This window comes from Janthinobacterium algoris (genome assembly GCF_051380935.1).
In the GTDB taxonomy this organism is placed as follows: Bacteria; Pseudomonadota; Gammaproteobacteria; order Burkholderiales; family Burkholderiaceae_D; genus Janthinobacterium.
The window spans coordinates 20917-37584 of record NZ_JBNYXZ010000012.1 but is presented as its reverse complement, the minus strand read 5'-3'; the positions used below and the strand labels follow the sequence as shown (position 1 = coordinate 37584).

Annotated in this window: 23 protein-coding genes; 15 read left to right on the top strand and 8 right to left on the bottom strand. The window is 59.1% G+C overall.

Translation table 11 applies throughout. From position 1 onward, the window contains the following. Window positions 1–373 precede the first annotated feature (373 nt). From ACQ4W7_RS18135 to ACQ4W7_RS18125, 3 genes are all read right to left on the bottom strand, one after another. On the bottom strand, window positions 374–706 hold the full coding sequence (locus tag ACQ4W7_RS18135; protein ID WP_436532256.1) for a hypothetical protein: 333 nt from the start codon (window positions 704–706) through the stop codon (window positions 374–376). 79 nt (window positions 707–785) lie between these two features. Continuing rightward, complete coding sequence (locus ACQ4W7_RS18130) at window positions 786–1160, bottom strand: hypothetical protein (RefSeq protein WP_436532254.1); 375 nt, start codon at window positions 1158–1160, stop codon at window positions 786–788. Then, complete coding sequence (locus ACQ4W7_RS18125; protein ID WP_436532252.1) at window positions 1157–1498, bottom strand: phiTE_072 family protein; 342 nt, start codon at window positions 1496–1498, stop codon at window positions 1157–1159. The genes ACQ4W7_RS18130 and ACQ4W7_RS18125 overlap by 4 nt, the downstream gene beginning before the upstream one ends. Window positions 1499–2132: 634 nt before the next feature. Here ACQ4W7_RS18125 and ACQ4W7_RS18120 point away from each other — a divergent pair. Next, window positions 2133–2606: a hypothetical protein gene (locus ACQ4W7_RS18120; RefSeq protein WP_436532250.1), complete on the top strand. Its 474-nt coding sequence runs from the start codon at window positions 2133–2135 to the stop codon at window positions 2604–2606. A 364-nt stretch (window positions 2607–2970) separates the two neighbouring features. On the opposite strand, the gene ACQ4W7_RS18115 is transcribed toward ACQ4W7_RS18120, so the two are convergent. The 3 genes from ACQ4W7_RS18115 to ACQ4W7_RS18105 all read right to left on the bottom strand — a co-directional run bounded on the left by ACQ4W7_RS18115 (window position 2971) and on the right by ACQ4W7_RS18105 (window position 5042). Beyond that, the gene (locus ACQ4W7_RS18115; RefSeq protein ID WP_436532248.1) at window positions 2971–3804 is read right to left on the bottom strand and encodes a hypothetical protein; all 834 of its coding nucleotides are present in this window, start codon (window positions 3802–3804) and stop codon (window positions 2971–2973) included. 116 nt (window positions 3805–3920) lie between these two features. Further along, entirely contained in the window at window positions 3921–4247 is a 327-nt protein-coding gene (locus ACQ4W7_RS18110; RefSeq protein ID WP_436532246.1) for a hypothetical protein, read from the bottom strand. 24 nt (window positions 4248–4271) lie between these two features. Beyond that, window positions 4272–5042 (bottom strand): S24 family peptidase, encoded by a 771-nt coding sequence (locus tag ACQ4W7_RS18105; protein WP_436532244.1) that lies wholly within the window; start codon window positions 5040–5042, stop codon window positions 4272–4274. Between the two features lie 84 nt (window positions 5043–5126). Here ACQ4W7_RS18105 and ACQ4W7_RS18100 point away from each other — a divergent pair, with 84 nt between their 5' ends. The 8 genes from ACQ4W7_RS18100 (at window position 5127) to ACQ4W7_RS18065 (ending at window position 9811) form a co-directional block, all read left to right on the top strand. After that, on the top strand, window positions 5127–5447 hold the full coding sequence (locus tag ACQ4W7_RS18100) for a transcriptional regulator (protein WP_436532242.1): 321 nt from the start codon (window positions 5127–5129) through the stop codon (window positions 5445–5447). A gap of 205 nt (window positions 5448–5652) precedes the next feature. Further along, window positions 5653–5943, top strand: a complete 291-nt coding sequence (locus ACQ4W7_RS18095) for a hypothetical protein (RefSeq protein WP_071077716.1) — start codon at window positions 5653–5655, stop codon at window positions 5941–5943. Between the two features lie 17 nt (window positions 5944–5960). Further along, window positions 5961–6176: a hypothetical protein gene (locus tag ACQ4W7_RS18090; RefSeq protein ID WP_436532240.1), complete on the top strand. Its 216-nt coding sequence runs from the start codon at window positions 5961–5963 to the stop codon at window positions 6174–6176. A gap of 77 nt (window positions 6177–6253) precedes the next feature. Then, window positions 6254–6529 carry a hypothetical protein gene (locus ACQ4W7_RS18085; protein WP_436532238.1) on the top strand — a complete coding sequence of 92 codons (276 nt, stop codon included), beginning with the start codon at window positions 6254–6256 and terminating at the stop codon, window positions 6527–6529. Beyond that, entirely contained in the window at window positions 6526–6690 is a 165-nt protein-coding gene (locus tag ACQ4W7_RS18080; RefSeq protein WP_436532236.1) for a hypothetical protein, read from the top strand. Before ACQ4W7_RS18085 ends, ACQ4W7_RS18080 begins: the two co-directional genes overlap by 4 nt. 27 nt (window positions 6691–6717) lie before the next feature. Beyond that, the gene (locus tag ACQ4W7_RS18075; protein ID WP_436532234.1) at window positions 6718–7506 is read left to right on the top strand and encodes a KilA-N domain-containing protein; all 789 of its coding nucleotides are present in this window, start codon (window positions 6718–6720) and stop codon (window positions 7504–7506) included. A 38-nt stretch (window positions 7507–7544) separates the two neighbouring features. Then, window positions 7545–7889 carry a helix-turn-helix domain-containing protein gene (locus tag ACQ4W7_RS18070; RefSeq protein WP_436532232.1) on the top strand — a complete coding sequence of 115 codons (345 nt, stop codon included), beginning with the start codon at window positions 7545–7547 and terminating at the stop codon, window positions 7887–7889. Beyond that, window positions 7886–9811, top strand: coding sequence for a DNA cytosine methyltransferase (locus tag ACQ4W7_RS18065; protein WP_436532230.1), 1926 nt, complete (start codon window positions 7886–7888; stop codon window positions 9809–9811). The genes ACQ4W7_RS18070 and ACQ4W7_RS18065 overlap by 4 nt, the downstream gene beginning before the upstream one ends. A gap of 5 nt (window positions 9812–9816) precedes the next feature. On the opposite strand, the gene ACQ4W7_RS18060 is transcribed toward ACQ4W7_RS18065, so the two are convergent. Then, on the bottom strand, window positions 9817–10047 hold the full coding sequence (locus tag ACQ4W7_RS18060) for a hypothetical protein (RefSeq protein WP_436532228.1): 231 nt from the start codon (window positions 10045–10047) through the stop codon (window positions 9817–9819). Window positions 10048–10080: 33 nt separating this feature from the next. Between ACQ4W7_RS18060 and ACQ4W7_RS18055 the strand changes: the two genes are divergently transcribed. Further along, window positions 10081–10509: a hypothetical protein gene (locus tag ACQ4W7_RS18055; RefSeq protein WP_436532226.1), complete on the top strand. Its 429-nt coding sequence runs from the start codon at window positions 10081–10083 to the stop codon at window positions 10507–10509. A 157-nt stretch (window positions 10510–10666) separates the two neighbouring features. On the opposite strand, the gene ACQ4W7_RS18050 is transcribed toward ACQ4W7_RS18055, so the two are convergent. Beyond that, a complete protein-coding gene (locus ACQ4W7_RS18050; RefSeq protein WP_436532224.1) occupies window positions 10667–11095 on the bottom strand; it encodes a hypothetical protein in 429 nt (142 codons plus the stop codon). A 35-nt stretch (window positions 11096–11130) separates the two neighbouring features. Here ACQ4W7_RS18050 and ACQ4W7_RS18045 point away from each other — a divergent pair, with 35 nt between their 5' ends. From ACQ4W7_RS18045 to ACQ4W7_RS18025, 5 genes are read left to right on the top strand one after another with little or no spacing between them, the layout of a single operon-like run. Further along, complete coding sequence (locus ACQ4W7_RS18045) at window positions 11131–11622, top strand: nuclease domain-containing protein (RefSeq protein WP_436532222.1); 492 nt, start codon at window positions 11131–11133, stop codon at window positions 11620–11622. After that, the gene (locus tag ACQ4W7_RS18040; RefSeq protein ID WP_436532220.1) at window positions 11619–14249 is read left to right on the top strand and encodes a DNA methyltransferase; all 2631 of its coding nucleotides are present in this window, start codon (window positions 11619–11621) and stop codon (window positions 14247–14249) included. Before ACQ4W7_RS18045 ends, ACQ4W7_RS18040 begins: the two co-directional genes overlap by 4 nt. After that, a complete protein-coding gene (locus tag ACQ4W7_RS18035) occupies window positions 14246–14653 on the top strand; it encodes a hypothetical protein (protein WP_436532218.1) in 408 nt (135 codons plus the stop codon). Before ACQ4W7_RS18040 ends, ACQ4W7_RS18035 begins: the two co-directional genes overlap by 4 nt. Next, window positions 14650–15465 carry a YdaU family protein gene (locus ACQ4W7_RS18030; protein WP_436532216.1) on the top strand — a complete coding sequence of 272 codons (816 nt, stop codon included), beginning with the start codon at window positions 14650–14652 and terminating at the stop codon, window positions 15463–15465. The genes ACQ4W7_RS18035 and ACQ4W7_RS18030 overlap by 4 nt, the downstream gene beginning before the upstream one ends. Further along, window positions 15407–16474, top strand: a complete 1068-nt coding sequence (locus ACQ4W7_RS18025) for an ATP-binding protein (protein WP_436532214.1) — start codon at window positions 15407–15409, stop codon at window positions 16472–16474. The genes ACQ4W7_RS18030 and ACQ4W7_RS18025 overlap by 59 nt, the downstream gene beginning before the upstream one ends. The last annotated feature ends 194 nt before the right edge of the window (window positions 16475–16668 follow it).

Genomic DNA, 16668 nt, shown 5'->3' with positions numbered 1-16668 from the left:
ATCGAACTCGGCCAGTTCCGGCCCTTGCTGTCCGGCCCTGAGCCACTCCGGGGCATTCGTTCGGCTTTATCCATGTCCGACATGGGCCTATGCGCACTCAGGCTGGCGTGTGGCGGCCGGTGCTGACTTCCTCCGGCATGTTCCAATTCTCGATACGTCAGCTCAAACAAGCGCCCGGGATAATCTCCGCTCGCGCATCAGCCTGCGCATTCACCACACAGAAGCCCCATCCAACGGCCTCCAATCCAAGCGCCTCTGCTTTTCAGCCGGCTTACCTGCGTCTGCGTCAACGGGCAATTGACCAGCGCTTAATTGCATCGAATGGTGCTTCTGTGTGGTTCCTGCGCTCACCTGGCGCAGGTCAGGGGCCGGATCAGTCCAGACCGGTTGCCTTGGGCGCCGTGCGGAAGATTGCGGCGATCTCTTCGAAAGCCTTTGCCATTTCCTCGCGACGATGATCGGATTTCGGCAGCCAGAACGTCACGGCACTGCGGTCATCATCTTCCGGCGGGTGATGCAGCTTTTCGCTGCTGTGCAGGATGAGTTGCGCCGCGTGGTAGACGACTTCGGTATTGCTGGCCTTTTCGACCAGGATCACTTCGGACGTCAATTCTTGGCTGTAAATATTGATGCGCATAATTTCCCCTGTGTGGTTGGCGGTCCTGCGCTTGCCCTTTCGGGTCGCCTGCGCAGGGAGGCGGGGCATGCTGATCCCACAGCCCGGCCGTTCATGCCGGGGAACATAGCCAGGTGGTTGCGGCACCTGGCGACCGCAACCGGCGCAATCACACCTGCAATTTCTCCAGCGCCACGGCCTGCGCGCGGCTCTTGGCCTGGCAGTTCGCCGGATCGTCGCGCGCCAACTTCGCGGCGCCGTCGATTTCTCTTGTGGCGACCGCCAGCGCATCCGAATAAATAGCGTCGGCGACAATTTCCCGCAGCGCGTTGCCAGCGGTGGTCGCGTCACAGGCCAGGGCAGTGCGGGCCAAAACACACATCACGCCGCGCTCGGCCAGCTTGTCGAGCAGCATGTTGGCGATCCCGCTGGCGCCAGAGCCGCCGGTCAGCACGCTGGTGCGAGCGGCTGCATTTTTCTCAGCTGCGAGGCTGGTGATCATTTCCTCGCGCAGTTCGGCAGCGTTGTGGTCGCGGGCGCTCATACCGTCTCCGGGGCGCTTGCCGCCAGTTGGCGCAGCGCCGCTTGCATGGCGACCACGATGCGGGTCAGGTACTTCGTCTGCTTGCGCGTCTTCGGCAACGCCCATTCCAGGTTGCCAGCGATGTAGTCCGGGTCGCAGTCGGCCAAAAATTGCACCAGCGTGCGGTCAGACATCGCGCCCCAGTAGCCGGTGAAGGCCATGGCCCATGCGTTGTGAAAGCAGCAAAGCGTCAGCAAGCCTTTGCCCGGTGCCAGGTCTTCGATCAGGACGCGGATCGGGTCGAGGCCTGTCACGTCGGTGATCAGCAGCTGCTGAACGGTGGAAGCGGTGACCTTCATGGCGATCAGCCGCGCGCTGGGATGACGATTGCCGGGATCACTTCGCCGTGGGCGACGAGGACCGCTTCGAGTGCTGCAAGTTCGGCTGGGGACATGTCGTACTCCTGTGTTTGCTTTCGATGGAGCGAACTATAGCAATTTGCTTTTGGCATAGCAAGAGCAATTTGCTTTTATTTTCCTCTTTTCATGTAAAATGTTTTCGTCGCCAGAGATTCGGGCGACCGGATGCCCGGATAAAATCACGCCGGGCGGCGCGAGTCCAGATAGATGGAGCGGGCGAACGCTACAAAGTACCCAGGGTATTAATGCGAAACGGGCGTAGTGGAAGTGCCGCAAGAAGGACGACGAGCGGCGACGATGGGTGATAGCGGGATGAGAGAGTCGAGTCGGGGGCCGGAGACGGTCAAAGGCCCCCCCTTTTTTATGCGCAGTGGCCGAAGTCGAAGAGGTGCATTCGGCGTTCTCGCGGAGCCAGGCTATATTGCTTGGCTGCTGGGAGAGTGTTGCTCAGGAACCGAGCCTCCAAGGGCATAGACTTCAAAACAGCAGCTTTAGAACTTGGAACTGCAAGATCAAAAGCTTACTTCGAGAGCAAGATAATGATTTTTGAGTACCCTTTACAGAGGAGAACATAGTGGAAAATAATTCGGCCCCGCTGGGGCAAAAAAAATCCCCGGCTGGCGAGGAAAAAGAAGTTGCTGGCAAAGTTGGCGACTCGATGCAGCCGACTGCGCTGATGACTATGTCCAACCGCGCTTTCCTTGGTTCGACCGAATCGTATCTGGCGATGAAAACCGATCTGGCCGAGTTCTGGCTCGCGCTGGGCCGCCAGGGCACTGCCGAGCCAATCGGCTACGCGCGGTATGTTCGCTGCGCCGATGCCGACCAGACGATCGTAGACGTGATTACAGGGACGTTTGAATTATCTGAATTAATTTCGGCAGATTCTCCGCGCCCGCATCCAATAGTTTCATTGTCAGGTGTTTTATGGACTCGCCGCGCAGCTCTCGAAGCTGATGCAACAATCCATTTTTTTCTTCTGGCGGCAGGTTTGAATCCTGAATACGTGTTGCAATCAAGTCGCGGATCGTCTCATCGTGAAGCTTGACCGTTACCACGCCTAGGATTGCGGTAAGGCCTCCATCGTCAGCCAGAAAATCCAAGCCGGCCGATGTGATCTTGGCCTGGAAGAAAGTTTTTGATCCGCCCGTTTCTTGGGAGTATGCGCCATCGATTAGTCCGTGCTCATACAGGTAATGCAGATTTGGTGAGACGTCCGGATTCCTTCCGACAAATTCTGCCATGAGTGTCATCTTCGGGTACGTCCCGGAGAGGTGCGTCAGAAGTTCGTTTTGCAATGCGCGATTTATGGGCATAAATTTCTGCTTGTAGTTAATGGACGCGCCAGCAGTCCTGGAATCACCTCGGACTCTTGGGCCGCCCATTGCAATGTGCGACCTTATTACGCAATCTTATGTTGGCTTAGGGGCGTGTTGATCAACCCGTCTGCGCATTGACTTTTTCACCTCTCGTATTGATGCCGCATAACGTGCAGCTGCTCCAGCGATGTCGCCGCCTAGCTTGGCATTGGTATTTGCCAAAGTGGCTCGGAATGAGGCGCCTGTTAGGTCTGATTCCCATGGGGTATTTTCTGGCAACTTCTCCAACTCCTCCAGTAGGCCAGCAGAAAGGCACGCAATAGTTGGAATATCAGTTAGTTTATTAAAAAATTTATCTGATGCTAAATCCCATGCAATAAGTGCATCAGTTGACGAATTGAATTGTTTCAATGAAATCGGGCTAGTAGGAAGTTTTGACTGACCAACTTTTTCATGAACATCGTCAAGCTTTCTAATTAAATCTTCAACTCTTCCAAAAATTCCTTTTCGGCGCTCAGAACTTACGCGATCACAATATGCTGCTTTTGTTCTGAATATGACCTCCAAGTTTGCACTCTGCGCCAACGTGGTTGCATCTTGAGATATTTGTACAACACTTTCTCGAAAACTTCCGTAGGAAGCGAGGGCGGTGGCCATAACTGCCACCGCACCACCAACTACCTTTAATTTTGTGATTAAACTGCCTTCTTCAAAGTCGACTTTTATTTCAACATCTTGCCCAAGATAAAATCGAGCACGCTCACCGAAAAAATCTTTGAGACTTTTTTCTAAAACTGCTAACTTTTCTTTGTCATTGAAAATATTGATGTTGAGTCGGGTGTAAGCCTCGCACAAGATTTCTTCGTTTATATAACTCGTCATGTTAATTTTAATGTAATATTTCTTTTGGTAAATATCGATGGTCAATAATTTTTGGTATTATATAAAAATTACCAACGGGAAATCTATCGAATTGTTACGTTACTTTACCAGTCGCGCACCGCTGTCTGCGAAGTGACGCCATGGGTACCAGGTTTGGTAAATTAGTTTGTGAGCTTGATGCCATAATCTGGTGAGGCAATACCTTCCTGCTTGCCTAACCGGTAAAATCGAATTTCACGCGGGTAGCCCATGATGCAAGCGTCCGCATCGGCAAACGCAGTCATGAGGCGCAATATTCCACTCACCGACTGGCTATCGGTCTTGTGGTTCCAAGTGACTTTGATTTTTCTGGTGTCGCTACCGAGTTCCCATTTTGCGAATTCAGACATCATCTTTCGCACGTCCTGCGCGGCCGCCTTGTTGCATGGCACCGCACTGGCCTGGGATGAGAAGGCTAGGGTGGCCAACACTAAAAGTAAGCGTTTCATATCGCTCCTGATTGCCCGAATGACTTAGAGTCGGTCTTTAAAATTTCTTGGCTCAAAGCGCACGATGCGCCCCACGATGATGCAATCACCGCCACGGCAAAGCCTTCTCGCGAATTGCGGATCGCCATTCTCGGAGGTCATGTACCACTCGCGCCCTTCATATTTGAGGCGCTTAATGACGGGCTCGCCATTGAAATTGATGGCGTAGACGCCTCCACTTACTTTTTTATTATCTGCGATATTGACCACGGCGATATCGCCCTGGTACAGCAGGGGCTGCATGCTATCGCCTCGCACTTTGATAGCAATCAAACAGTGCGGGACATAATCATTTTCCTCGACCCATCGCAATGGCACATCTAATGTGCCGCCATCTTCAAAGTTTTGCTCCACTTCAAATCCCATGATCCCGGCCTGCAGGTGCATTGTGACCAGTTTGATGGGGATCGTTGCAGGGCTGGATTCGCCTACGGTGACACGGCGGGCGCCGGGCAACAGAGGGTGGGCAGGGGAGGTAGAAACGGGATCGCCGTGATCTTGAGGAATATCCTCAATCTGGTCGTCGCTGTGGTCGGCATCCATCCAACCTTCCGGCTTACCGCAACCGGCCTCCAGCTTGCGAGCCAACTTATCGCCCACGCCACGCGCGGTACCGGTAGATGACTTCGCACTATTCAATATTTGACTGAGATACATGGGGGCCGTGGCTGCGCGTTGAGCCACGGCGTCCGCCGTCCTGAATTCGTTGACGAGTGTTCGGAGATTTTCGATGCGGATTTCTTTAGATGTAGCCATATGGTCATTTAATAGCAAAACGCTTTATATGGGAATATGCAAATTGCTATTGCAAGAGCAAAAGCAAATTGCTATAGTGAGGTTATGAAACTCATCGAATACGTCAAAGGTCGCGGATCCCAGCGCGACTTAGCCGACAAGATCGGCATCACTCCAGTGCTTATTAGCCAATGGGCGAATGCGTTGCGGCCAGTTCCTCCTGAGCGCTGCGTCGAGATCGAGCGCGCTACGGGAGGCGAGGTTTCCCGCAAAGACCTGCGCCCGGAAGACTGGTACAAGATCTGGCCCGAACTGATCGTTGTCTCTCCCTGCCACGCCGGCCGCCAGCCGCCCACCGCTAACGCCATCTTCGACACCGTGCCTGTGCGGGCCGCCGTCTGCATCGACGTGGGCGCCAAGCCATGATCAGCCTGATCCCAATTCCCCCGCCGCGCCCGGCGGATGACTTCGTGCGCATCCCTCTGCTCGAACCGGGCCAGCTTCCTTGCGGCGAGCCGCTTGAGGAGTACGCATCGCCCGTAAGCGAGCGTCCGCCTTAAAACAGCACAAACGTACGACCTGCATTTTCGCTGCGCCCAAACCCTGTAACACCGACCACCAGGAGAAAACCATGAAACAGAAGCAAAAACGCACCGCGCTCGTCAAGGGCTATATCACGGACGACAACAAGGATGCCCTGCAAGCCGCGTGCACTGCGATGCGCAAGACCGTCAGCGATGTGCTGAACGAATGCACGATCGTAATCATCCGCAATCACCTGGACGCCAGGCCGAAACGGAATGATACGCCGCCGTTTTCCAGCGGAGCTAGGCCCAAATCAATAAATAACAGGGCCCAGATTGTGCCGGCACCGCGCCCGTGCTTCGGCGTCGTCCCGCGCGTCGTGCGGATGCGGGTTTAACGGCATGGAGGCAGCTATTGAATAAACAAGCCGAGGTCACAGCCGAGGAGAAGGAGCTGATCTTCCAGCGTTCGATGATTTACCGGCAGGCCGAGAAAGACCTGCAGGTCGCAAGGGACGGGGAGGGCGAGGTTGCCGCGAAGGCGGCGCACAAGGAAGCGCGCCAGAAATGGCGCGATGCCACCGACAGGGTGGCGAAGAAATACGAGGTGCCGCGGCGCGAGCCACCGTAACGAACCCGCACCCGACAGCTACAGCATCACACGGCCGCCTGGCGGCCGATTTATCCACCATCAAACTGGAACATGACATGACGCAAACACCTATCCATTCCCCGAGCCAGGCGCTGAACAGCCACGTGGGCAACAACGATCTGCTCGACGCGGTGATGGCGAAACTGGGCCTGAAAAACGATGCTGCGCTGTCGCGCGCGCTCGAAGTGGCGCCGCCGGTGATCAGCAAGATCCGCCACGGCCGCTTGCCCATCGGCGCCACGATCTTGATCCGCATGCACGAAGTGACCGATATCGCGATCCGCGAACTGAAGGCCATCGCATTGCCAGCCACGTGCGAGGTGGCGGTTTGACCTGGACGGCCATGCGGCCGGAAGGCGGCGCGCCGGCGCAGGCAGAGCAGGGAGCCCAGCAGCAAGGGCACGTCGAGCACGAATTGCCGGTCGACCCGGGCCATGTGCGGACGCGCCAGCACTACGAAGCAATGCTGCAGGAACTGCAAGGCCAGAAATGAAAAAAGCCCGCTGGCAGGCGGGCTTCCTTGAAACAACAAAAATTCGCGAAAGAATTTATGACCGAAATTGTACAACACAAAGGCATCAAGATAGCGAATACGCTGATCGCAGTCGATAAAGAAGGCCGCTTTTGCCTCAACGACCTGCACAAGGCCGCTGGTGCAGAAAGCCGCCACCAGCCTGCATTCTTTTTCCGTCGCCCGGAAATCCAGGAACTTGAAGCTGAATTAAACTCTGCGCCGGCGCAGAGTTTGCCTACCATCACTACCCAAGGCCGCAATGGCGGCACCTACGTGTGCAAGGAGCTGGTGTACGCCTACGCCATGTGGGTCAGCCCTAAGTTCCACCTGGAAGTGATCCGCACCTTCGACGCCGTGGCCACCGGTCAGGCGCCGGCCGCCGCACCTACCCGCAGCGCTATTTCGCCTGCCAAGGAATTCCGCGCCATCTTCGGCATCGCGCGTCTGATCGGCCTCGACAAGAACGCCGCTGCCATCAGCGCAAACCAGGGCACAGCCGCGCTGACCGGCGTCAACATGTTGCAGCTGATGGAGCGCACGCACATGGCCACGCCAAGCCAGGAGATTTACTACACGCCTACGGAACTGGGCAGCCGCTTCGTCAAGAGCGCCAAGGCCTTCAATCAGCTGCTGGTGCAGGCCGGCCTGCAAGAGAACATCGCCGGGCACTGGGTGCCGACGGAGAAGGGCCGCGAGCACGCCTTCGTGATGGATACCGGCAAGGCTCACTCCAGTGGAACGCCTATCCAGCAAGTGAAGTGGCGCGATTCCGTACTGGCGGAGGTGGCATTGTGACTGGCCAAGTTGACCATAGCTCGCGCCAGACTACTGGCGTGAGCGCTACCCGCCTTTCCATTCACGCCGAACGCGCTGCCGATATCCTTGCCGCCGTCAAGCGCTTTGGGGCCGCCACTATCCACGACCTCTCGGCCGAACTGAAGTTGCATCACGAAACCATCCGCAAGAGCCTGATCAGCCTGGTCGAGACTGGCGAGGTGGCGATCATCGAGCAGGCCACCACAAACTCTCGCGCCCTGTACGGCATGCCCGACCTGGACGATCAGGCCGAATTCGACCTGTACCGCACCCGAAGCAGCAACTGGACGCGTGGCCAGCATAGCCGTGATTGCATGGTTGCAGCTCTGTTCGGCGCGTCGGCTGCGGAGGTGCGCCCATGAAGCGCGACCACTTCACTATGCCCATCACTTTCGGATCGGTCTGTAGCGGCCTTGAAGCCGCCAGCGTGGCCTGGCATCCACTCGGCTGGGGCGCCGCCTGGCTTGCCGAGATTGAGGCGTTTCCTTGCGCCGTGCTGGCGCACCACTATCCTGACGTGCCGAACCTGGGCGACATGACCAAGGTTGCCGCTCTGGTCCGTGACGGTTTTGTGCCGGCACCCGACGTTTTTTGCGGCGGCACTCCGTGCCAAGCGTTCTCGATTGCGGGTCTGCGCAATTCGCTGGATGACGAGCGCGGCAACCTTTCCCTTGTTTTTTGCGAGATTGCAGATGAAATTGACGCACGACGCGCTGCAGCTGGACTTCTTCCAGCCGTTGTCTTCTGGGAAAACGTCCCTGGCGTACTCTCCACAAAAGACAATGCCTTCGGCTGCTTCCTTGCTGGCCTTGCCGGCGAAGATGATCCAATCGAGCCGCCAGGGGGTAAGTGGGCGTACGCTGGTTGTGTGTATGGCCCCGCGCGAACAGTCGCGTGGCGGACCCTCGACGCCCAATATTTCGGAGTGGCCCAACGACGCCGTCGTGTGTTCGTTATCGCAAGTGCTGGAGAAGGGTTCGATCCCGCACAGGTACTTTTTGAGTTCGACGGCGTGCGCCGGGATTCTCCGCCGAGCCGAAAGTCGCCGCAAGACATTGCCGGCACAGTTAGAGCGAGCGCTGCGCGCCGTGGCGGAGTGCAAGACGAATGTGGCCTCGGGTTGCAGCCAGTCAGTACCGAGGATACTGGCGGAGCACGACAGAGCGACGGGGACGACCTTGCTTTCAGTGCTTCCGTAGCTGCTCCGGTGGTGCGCAGCGTCGAGCGTCCGCGCGGAGATAGCCTCGACATACTGATCGCTGGCACGCTCCAGGCGAACGGCAAGGCCGCTGGCAGCGCCACGCAGCAGGACGCAGAGTCCGGCATGCTGATCTCCATGGCATTTGGCGGCAACAATCTTGCCGGTGAAATCCACGTTGCCACCCCTTGTCTCGCGCATGCTGGCCCGCATCTGGATTTTGAAAGCGAGACGTTCCTGGTGCTGCAGGCAGCCTACCCGATCCAAAACGCTACGCGCGGCAAGGATCAGAACGGCCTGGGTATCGGCGATGCCGACGCGCCAATGTATACGCTGGACAACGGGTCGCAGCATGGTGTGGCTGTAGCGCCCATCGCCTTCAGCAGCAAGGACTACGGCGGCGACGCCTGCTACGACCTGTCACCGACGCTACGCGCTGGAAACAGCGCCGGCAGTCATGCCAACGCCGGCAGTCCGCCGGCTATTGCCTTCGACGCGCGCCAGGACTGCGTGAGCAGTACCAGCGTATTCGGCGCTCTGGGCACGTCCAGCCCGCAAGCGCAGGCAGTCTGCATCACCGGCGACATCACCCGCACTCTTAAGGCCGAAGGCTTCGATGCCAGCGAGGATGGCACTGGGCGCGGGCAGCCAATTGTGGCTGCATTCGCCGAGAATAGCCGCGCCGAAATCCGCCTGGAAGGTGGCGACGGCAGCCGCACTGGTGCGCTGTCGACCGGCGGCGGCAAGCCCGGCCAAGGCACGCCAATGGTGCTGGCGGGCATGGCAGTCCGCCGCCTCACGCCCCGCGAATGTGAGCGCCTGCAGGACTTGCCCGACGACTACACCCTTATACCCTTCGGTCGCACGATCCGCCCCGAAAAGCTCGACCAGGACTGGATCAAATACCTGATGCGCGGCGGGGTGATGTCACGCGACCAGGTTGCGCGCGCTGCGGCTGACGGCCCGCGATACAAGGCCATCGGCAACAGCTGGGCAGTATCGAATGTGGCTTGGCTTGGCCGCCGTATTGATGCTGCTATGCGAGCCAACTTCGCGCATGAGCGCGAGATTGCGAGGGTTGCGTGAATCTATCAGGCCTCCGGGCCCAACCATCGATTTATCCAGCGCTTGCCCGTCTCTTGGCCGCAAGTGAGAGCCTCTTCACGAGTTGGCGAAGGAAGCGCCCCGGGAATACGAATAATTCCACCACCATAGTTCGGCTGCACGCCTACGACGCTCAAAAACATCGGCTTGCCGTCAGTTTTGACTTCGTGAACATCGGACAGGATTACAAAAGATCGATGCGGGATGCTATCAATCATTTCGACCTCGAATTATTAAAAGGACATCGTAACATGATCGCCAATTCAGCTCAGATTACCCGTCATCACTTGGCAAACCAAGCCGGGCCCGCCTTCTCGCTGATCCGCAAGGTCTGCGCCTGCGGCAAGGCCAGCACCGCCAAGCAGCTAGTCCAGCACGGCAAATGCGCCGCATGCGCGCAGGCCGCCGTCCGCGACGCGATCATGCCTGGCGACTTCGCCAAGCTGCAGCACATGCTGGGCGCCGTGCAGGGCAAGCCGAAGAATCGCTGGGGCTATCGCAACTACTATTGCGCGAACATTTCCGGCGCTGCGCGGGAGGCGATGCAGCGCCTGGTCGATGCAGGCCTGGTCACTGCCGGCCACGAAAGCGAGACGCAGGCCTACTTCCACGCGACCCGCCTGGGTTGCAAGGCTGCTGGCCTCGACGCCGCAGGCATCAAGCGCGCGATGGAGGATTGACGATGCCCATCAAAACTTCAATTTCGACAGTTTTCCACGACGACCGGCGCTGCTGGCTGTCGCTCACCATCATCCAGGAGTGCAAGGTTGAATGCAAGCGACTGGGCAGGGCGCGCCGCGCGGTGACGATGATCGGGAGGACGCGATGAATACCGGTTCAATACGCGACAGCCAGCCCCCATACCACGGAAGAGGCTCCAGCAATAAAACAAAGCATGCTCAAAAAAAGGAAGATCGGAATAATGGCCAAGGAATTATCGCGAGGGGGACTAGTGGCAACACTACCAGCTATACGATACATCAGGAAGAAAAACACAACCGACGCCAAAACTGCACCCGCCAGAAAGATACCCAGGCCACTCAACGCATAGTTCTTCACCAGCACAAACACATCTTTACCAATAAGGGCCTGCGTCATGGCAAGCATTGCAGCTACCGCGCCCATGTTCAACAGGGTAAGGCCCTTGCACGCCTCCGTGTAAGTGGCCTGAAGTTTTACTTCTTGCGCTCTTATGAACTCAAGTTGTTCCTTCAACTCAGTAACAGTGTAATTCTTAAAGTCGGGGGAGTCTTCGGATTGAGCCATTATCTGTCCAAGGGTTTGAATCTGAGGATCGTAGCATGATGCGCCGCTCACCCATGAAACCCGGCAAGCCCCTGGCGCGCACACCATTCAAGCGTACCTCGCCCATGCCCAGCACCGGCATGCTCTCCGTACAGTCGCACCAGCGCACTGCGCCGAAGCGCAAGGCCGGCTTGAAGTCAAAAGGTCCGGTCTCGACGCCGATCCGGCGCGCCGCGCGCGGACAGGACTGCACGCTGCGCCTGGCCGTTTGCAACTTCGACCCTGACACCACCGTGCTCTGCCATTCGAACTTTCTGGCGGACGGGAAGGGCATGGGCTTAAAGGCGCCAGACACGGCCGCCGCGTTCGGCTGCAGCGCATGCCACGACGTGCTCGACGGCCGGCACCCGCGCCCGGCTGATCTGTCACTGGCTGGCCTGGAGGCTGCATTTCGCGCAGCCGTGCCCCGCACCCATGAAATTTTACGGTCGATGGGCCTGCTCGATACAGCGCCCGCCGCCATTCAACCTACATTGGAACACCCATGAGCGCCTTTAGCCCGCAAGAGCAAAAACACCTGAAAGAAGTCGAGTACAGCGAATTCCTGCGCGCCAAGATCAAGCTGGCGCAGCGCAAGGGCTTCGACGTGCCGCTGGCCGATATCCACCCCGGCCTCAAGCCACACACCCGCGACATCGTGCGCTGGGCCCTGGCTGGGGGCCAGCGCGCCATCTTCGCCTCGTTCGGCCTGCACAAGACCAGCACCAACCTGGAGGTCATGCGCCAGATCGGAATGCGGCGGCCGGAAATATTCCGCCTGATCGTACTGCCGCTGGGCGTGCGCCAAGAGTTCATCCGCGAGGCGGCGCGCCGCTTCACCGGCGAGCAGGCCATCACGGTCCAGTTCGTCAGGACCGATGCCGAGATTGTCGATCCGACAGTGATCTACATGACGAACTACGAATCGGTGCGCGAGGGCAAGATCAACGTCAGCCGTATCGGCGCCGTGGGCCTGGACGAGGCGAGCGTGCTGCGCAGCTACGGCAGCAAGACCTATCAGGAGTTCCTGCCACTGTTCGAGCAGGTCGAGTTCAAGTTCGTCTACACGGCCACGCCGAGCCCGAACCGTTTCAAAGAACTGATCCACTATGCCGGCTTCCTGGGAGTGATGGATACGGGCCAGGCCCTGACGCGCTTTTTCCAGCGCGACAGCGAGAAGGCTGGCAACTTGACCCTGTACCCGCACAAGGAGCATGAATTTTGGCTGTGGGTCGCCAGTTGGGCGGTCTTCATTCAGCGCCCGAGCGACCTGGGCCATTCCGACGAAGGCTACGACCTGCCGCCGATGGAAGTTAGGTACCACGAAGTCCCGAGTGACTACGACACGGCCGGTGCCGAGAAGAACGGCCAGGGCCTGCTGATTCCGAACGTGGCCATGGGCCTGTCGGCCGCCGCCGGCGAGAAGCGTGACAGCATGGCCGCGCGCGTCGCCAAGGTCGGTGAAATCATGGCTGCGGATCCTGATGATCACTTCCTGATCTGGCACGACCTGGAGGACGAGCGTCACGCCCTGCAGGCGGCGCTGCCCGATATCGTCAGCGTTTGGGGCTCGCAGCAGCTGGACGAACGGGAGCAACGCATTGCTGACTTCTGCGACGGCCAGATCAAGGTGCTTTCGACCAAGCCGAGCATCGCCGGATCCGGTACCAACGCGCAGTCGCATTGCCACCGAGAGATTTTCACGGGCATCGGTTTCAAATTTAATGATTTTATACAAAGTATTCACCGTGTAAAACGCTTCGGCCAGACCAAGCCGGTGATCATCGACATCATCCACACCGAGGTCGAGCGCGAGGTGCTGAAAACGCTGCTGGAGAAGTGGGCGCGGCACGATGAAATGCAGGCGAAGATGGGCCAGATCATCCGCACTTACGGCCTGGACCAGCTGTCGATGCAGGATTCGCTGGCGCGCACCATCGGCGTCGAGCGCGCCGTCGTGGCCGGTGAGCGGTTCTCGGTGGCTAATAACGACTGCGTGCTCGAAGCAATGCAGCAGCCTAGTAACTCGGTCGGCATGATCATCACCAGCGTTCCGTTCGCCAACCATTATGAATACACGCCGAGCTATAACGACTTCGGCCACACTCAGGACAACGATCACTTTTGGGCGCAGATGGACTTCCTGACGCCCGAGCTGCTGCGCATCCTTCAGCCGGGCCGCATCTACGCCTGCCACGTCAAGGACCGTATCAACTTCGGCAACGTGACCGGCGCCGGCATCCCGACGGTCAGCCCGTTCCACGCCGAGGCGCTGTTCCACGGCATCAAGCACGGTTTCGACTACATGGGCATGATCACCGTCGTGACCGATGTGGTGCGCGAGAACAACCAGACCTACCGCTTGGGCTATTCCGAGGTATGCAAGGACGGCACGAAGATGGGCGTCGGCTCGCCGGAATACATCCTGCTGTTCCACAAGCCGCAGACGGACCGCTCGCGCGGTTATGCCGATACGCCAGTCATCAAGACCAAGCCGATGTGCCTGGACGATGCCGGCGACCGGATCCCGTTCGACCGCAAGGCCGCGCCGATTCCCGGTACCGGCTACAGCGTAGCGCGCTGGCAGGTCGACGCGCATGCTTTCTGGCGCTCGAGCGGTGATCGCCTGCTGGGCGCGGCCGAGCTGGCCAGCTTCGGCCCGGGCAAGCTGGCGAAGCTGTTCACCAGCATGTCGCTGGAGAACGTCTATAACTACGAATACCACGTCGAGGTGGGCGAGGCGCTGCTGGCCGGCAAGGCGCTGCCTGCCGACTACCTCAGCCTGGCGCCCGGCAGCGCCGACCCAACCGTGTGGCACGACATCGTGCGCATGCGCACCTTGAACGGTGAGCAGTCGGCGCGCGCAGTCGAAAAGCACGTTTGCCCGTTCCAGATCGACATCGTGGACCGCCTGATCGGCCGTTACAGCAATCCGGGCGAGGTAATCTATGACCCGTTCTGCGGCCTGGGTACCGTGCCCGTGCGCGCCATGAAGCTGGGCCGTCACGGCGCCGGCAGCGAGTTGAACCCAGCATATTTCACCGACCAGGTGCACTACTGCCAGGCGATGGAACGCGAGGTCAGCATGCCTACGCTGTTCGATATGGAACTGATGGACGAGGAGAATGCAAAGTGACGCGCGCAAATTTCAGTGAATTCGTGCTGGGCGCCATGCCCGGCACAAAGGCCGAGATCGTCATCAAGTCGGGCGTCAGCCGGGCAGCCGTGCTGCGGTGGGTGCGCCCGCTGCACGCTGGGCGCAAGATTTACATCGCCAGCTGGAAGCCGCACCCGCGCGCCGGCGCCGCTATGGCGGTGTATGCCGTGGGTGATCTGCCGGACGCGCCATGCAAACTGCAGCACCTGACCAAGCGCCAGGTTCGCCTGCGCTTCGAGGCCAAGGCCAAGCAGGATGGCCGCTGGGACTCAATGAAGGCGCACTGGCGCAGCAAGTACTGGATCCGCAAGGCGAGCGCCGTGGGCGATCCGCTGGTGGCTGCGCTGTTCGGCGCGGCGCGTGCGCAGGAGGCTCGGCCTTGAATTATTACCCCTTCCACATCGGCGACTTCCGCTCCGGGACGGTGAACATGTCCCGCCAGGCGCGCTGGATTTACCGCGACATGATGGACGTCTACTACGACGTCGAGGCGCAACTGCCGCTCGATATCGATGTGCTGTGCGACGCCTTGGGCGTCGAGACGGCGGATGAGCGCGCGATTGTCGAGCGACTACTGCGCTTCAAGTTCATAAAAACTGATGACGGCTACCGCCACGAGGTCTGTGAGCAGGTGATTGCGGACTATCGCATCAAGGCGGAAACAGCGAAAGCAAATGGAAAGCTGGGTGGTCGCCCCCGCAAGCAAGCTGCAACCAATCAAGAACCCAGCGGGTTTCCATCTGGTTCTGATTCGGATGCTACTGGCAACCCAGCTGAAACCGGATCAAAAACTAACCAAGAACCAAGAACCAATAACCATAAACCAGTAAACCTAAAACCTTCGTCGGCTTCGCCTCCCGAGCCTTACCCCGAAGAATTCGAAGCCGCCTGGCAAGCGTACCCGCCGCGCCCCGGTGCAAGCAAAAAGGATTCGTACAAGGGCTGGACGGCCCGCCGGAAGGAGGGCGTACCGGCCGAAGCGCTCCTTGCTGGCGTTCAACGGTATGCGAACTACGTGCTGCTCTCGCGCACCGAGCCGCAATTCACGAAACAACCGGCCACGTTCTTCGGGCCAGGCGAGCACTACAAGGCCGACTGGGCAGTCGGCGCAACGCAAACACAGAAAGGCGTCACCCATGGAAACTTTGGCAAGCAGGATTACCACAAGGGCGTTGGGGCAGATGGCACCTTTTGAGGGCAAGAAGCGCTTCGCCAGCGCGCAGATCGAGCGCTGCCCAATGCACGGCGAGTACACGGCCATGCTGATTCGCGGCGCCTGGTCCGGCTGCCCGGATTGCATGAACGTCGAGGACCAGGTGCGCGAGGCCGAGCAGCGCGCCGCATGGCGCCAGGAGCTCAAGGCGCGCGAATGGAGCGCCAAGCTCGGCCGTGCCGCCATTCCCGAGCGCTTCACTGATCGCCGCCTCGAATCGTACCGGCCGGATTGCCCTGGCGCCGAGCGTGCGCTGGCCGTGGCCACCCGGTACGCCGAGAACTTCGAAGACGCCCGGGTCACTGGCGCATGCCTGATCTTCGCTGGCGATGTCGGCACCGGCAAGACCCACCTGGCCGTGGGCATTGCCCACCACATCATGGCGCAAGGGCGCCAGGCGGTCTTCACGTCGGTGATGCGCGCGGTGCGCTCCGTCAAGGAAACCTACGCCAAAGGCGCCGGCCGCACCGAGGCGCAGGCTATCCGCGACTTGGTCGAGCCGGACCTGCTGATCCTCGACGAGGTGGGCGTGCAGCATGGCAGTGACACGGAAAAGTTGATCCTCTTCGAGATCATCAACGGTCGCTACGAGGCGGCGCGCCCAACCATCGTCATCAGCAACCTGGACGCCGCCGGCCTGGAGCAGTTCCTGGGGGCGCGGGCGTTTGACCGATTGCGCGAAGGCGGCGGCAGGCTGGTGGTCTTCGATTGGGAGTCGCACAGGGGGAAACGCCCGAGCATCCAGGCTGCGAATGCCGATCAGGATTTGCCAGAGGCACCGCCGCACTGCGCAAGGGCCACCCAAGCGAACGGAGAAGCAATGCGAGGTATGTCTAGCCCCGTTCTCAGTGCCTACCTGTCACGCGAAGCGACATCATTGCTGCTCCAAGACGTGCTCGTTTGCACGTCGATCAGCGATGTCGAAGGGCGAGGACAACCCCAGCTGGTCCGGTGGGATGTCGCGCTTTCCCTATCCGTGGAATTTCCGTGAGATCAGCAAGGGAATCATCGAGCGAGACGGGGCTGTTTGCAGAAATCCGACTTGCGCCGGCGTAGATTCCAGATTAACTACGCACCACATCAACTATGACAAGCAAGATTGCAGGTCTGATAATTTAATCTGCCTGTGTTCAGCGTGCAATTCAAAAGCGAATTTTGGCCGAGAGGCCTGGAAGGTCTTTTATC

Excerpts from the sequence above, each read along its gene's own strand:
- ACQ4W7_RS18130 (WP_436532254.1), bottom strand. The coding sequence starts at position 1,160 with ATGAGCGCCCGCGACCACAACGCTGCCGAACTGCGCGAGGAAATGATC.
- ACQ4W7_RS18085 (WP_436532238.1), top strand. The coding sequence starts at position 6,254 with ATGACGCAAACACCTATCCATTCCCCGAGCCAGGCGCTGAACAGCCAC.
- ACQ4W7_RS18095 (WP_071077716.1), top strand. The coding sequence starts at position 5,653 with ATGAAACAGAAGCAAAAACGCACCGCGCTCGTCAAGGGCTATATCACG.
- ACQ4W7_RS18045 (WP_436532222.1), top strand. The coding sequence starts at position 11,131 with ATGATGCGCCGCTCACCCATGAAACCCGGCAAGCCCCTGGCGCGCACA.
- ACQ4W7_RS18125 (WP_436532252.1), bottom strand. The coding sequence starts at position 1,498 with ATGAAGGTCACCGCTTCCACCGTTCAGCAGCTGCTGATCACCGACGTG.
- ACQ4W7_RS18065 (WP_436532230.1), top strand. The coding sequence starts at position 7,886 with ATGAAGCGCGACCACTTCACTATGCCCATCACTTTCGGATCGGTCTGT.
- ACQ4W7_RS18105 (WP_436532244.1), bottom strand. The coding sequence starts at position 5,042 with ATGGCTACATCTAAAGAAATCCGCATCGAAAATCTCCGAACACTCGTC.
- ACQ4W7_RS18055 (WP_436532226.1), top strand. The coding sequence starts at position 10,081 with ATGATCGCCAATTCAGCTCAGATTACCCGTCATCACTTGGCAAACCAA.
- ACQ4W7_RS18050 (WP_436532224.1), bottom strand. The coding sequence starts at position 11,095 with ATGGCTCAATCCGAAGACTCCCCCGACTTTAAGAATTACACTGTTACT.
- ACQ4W7_RS18025 (WP_436532214.1), top strand. The coding sequence starts at position 15,407 with ATGGAAACTTTGGCAAGCAGGATTACCACAAGGGCGTTGGGGCAGATG.
- ACQ4W7_RS18040 (WP_436532220.1), top strand. The coding sequence starts at position 11,619 with ATGAGCGCCTTTAGCCCGCAAGAGCAAAAACACCTGAAAGAAGTCGAG.
- ACQ4W7_RS18100 (WP_436532242.1), top strand. The coding sequence starts at position 5,127 with ATGAAACTCATCGAATACGTCAAAGGTCGCGGATCCCAGCGCGACTTA.
- ACQ4W7_RS18060 (WP_436532228.1), bottom strand. The coding sequence starts at position 10,047 with ATGATTGATAGCATCCCGCATCGATCTTTTGTAATCCTGTCCGATGTT.
- ACQ4W7_RS18110 (WP_436532246.1), bottom strand. The coding sequence starts at position 4,247 with ATGAAACGCTTACTTTTAGTGTTGGCCACCCTAGCCTTCTCATCCCAG.
- ACQ4W7_RS18135 (WP_436532256.1), bottom strand. The coding sequence starts at position 706 with ATGCCCCGCCTCCCTGCGCAGGCGACCCGAAAGGGCAAGCGCAGGACC.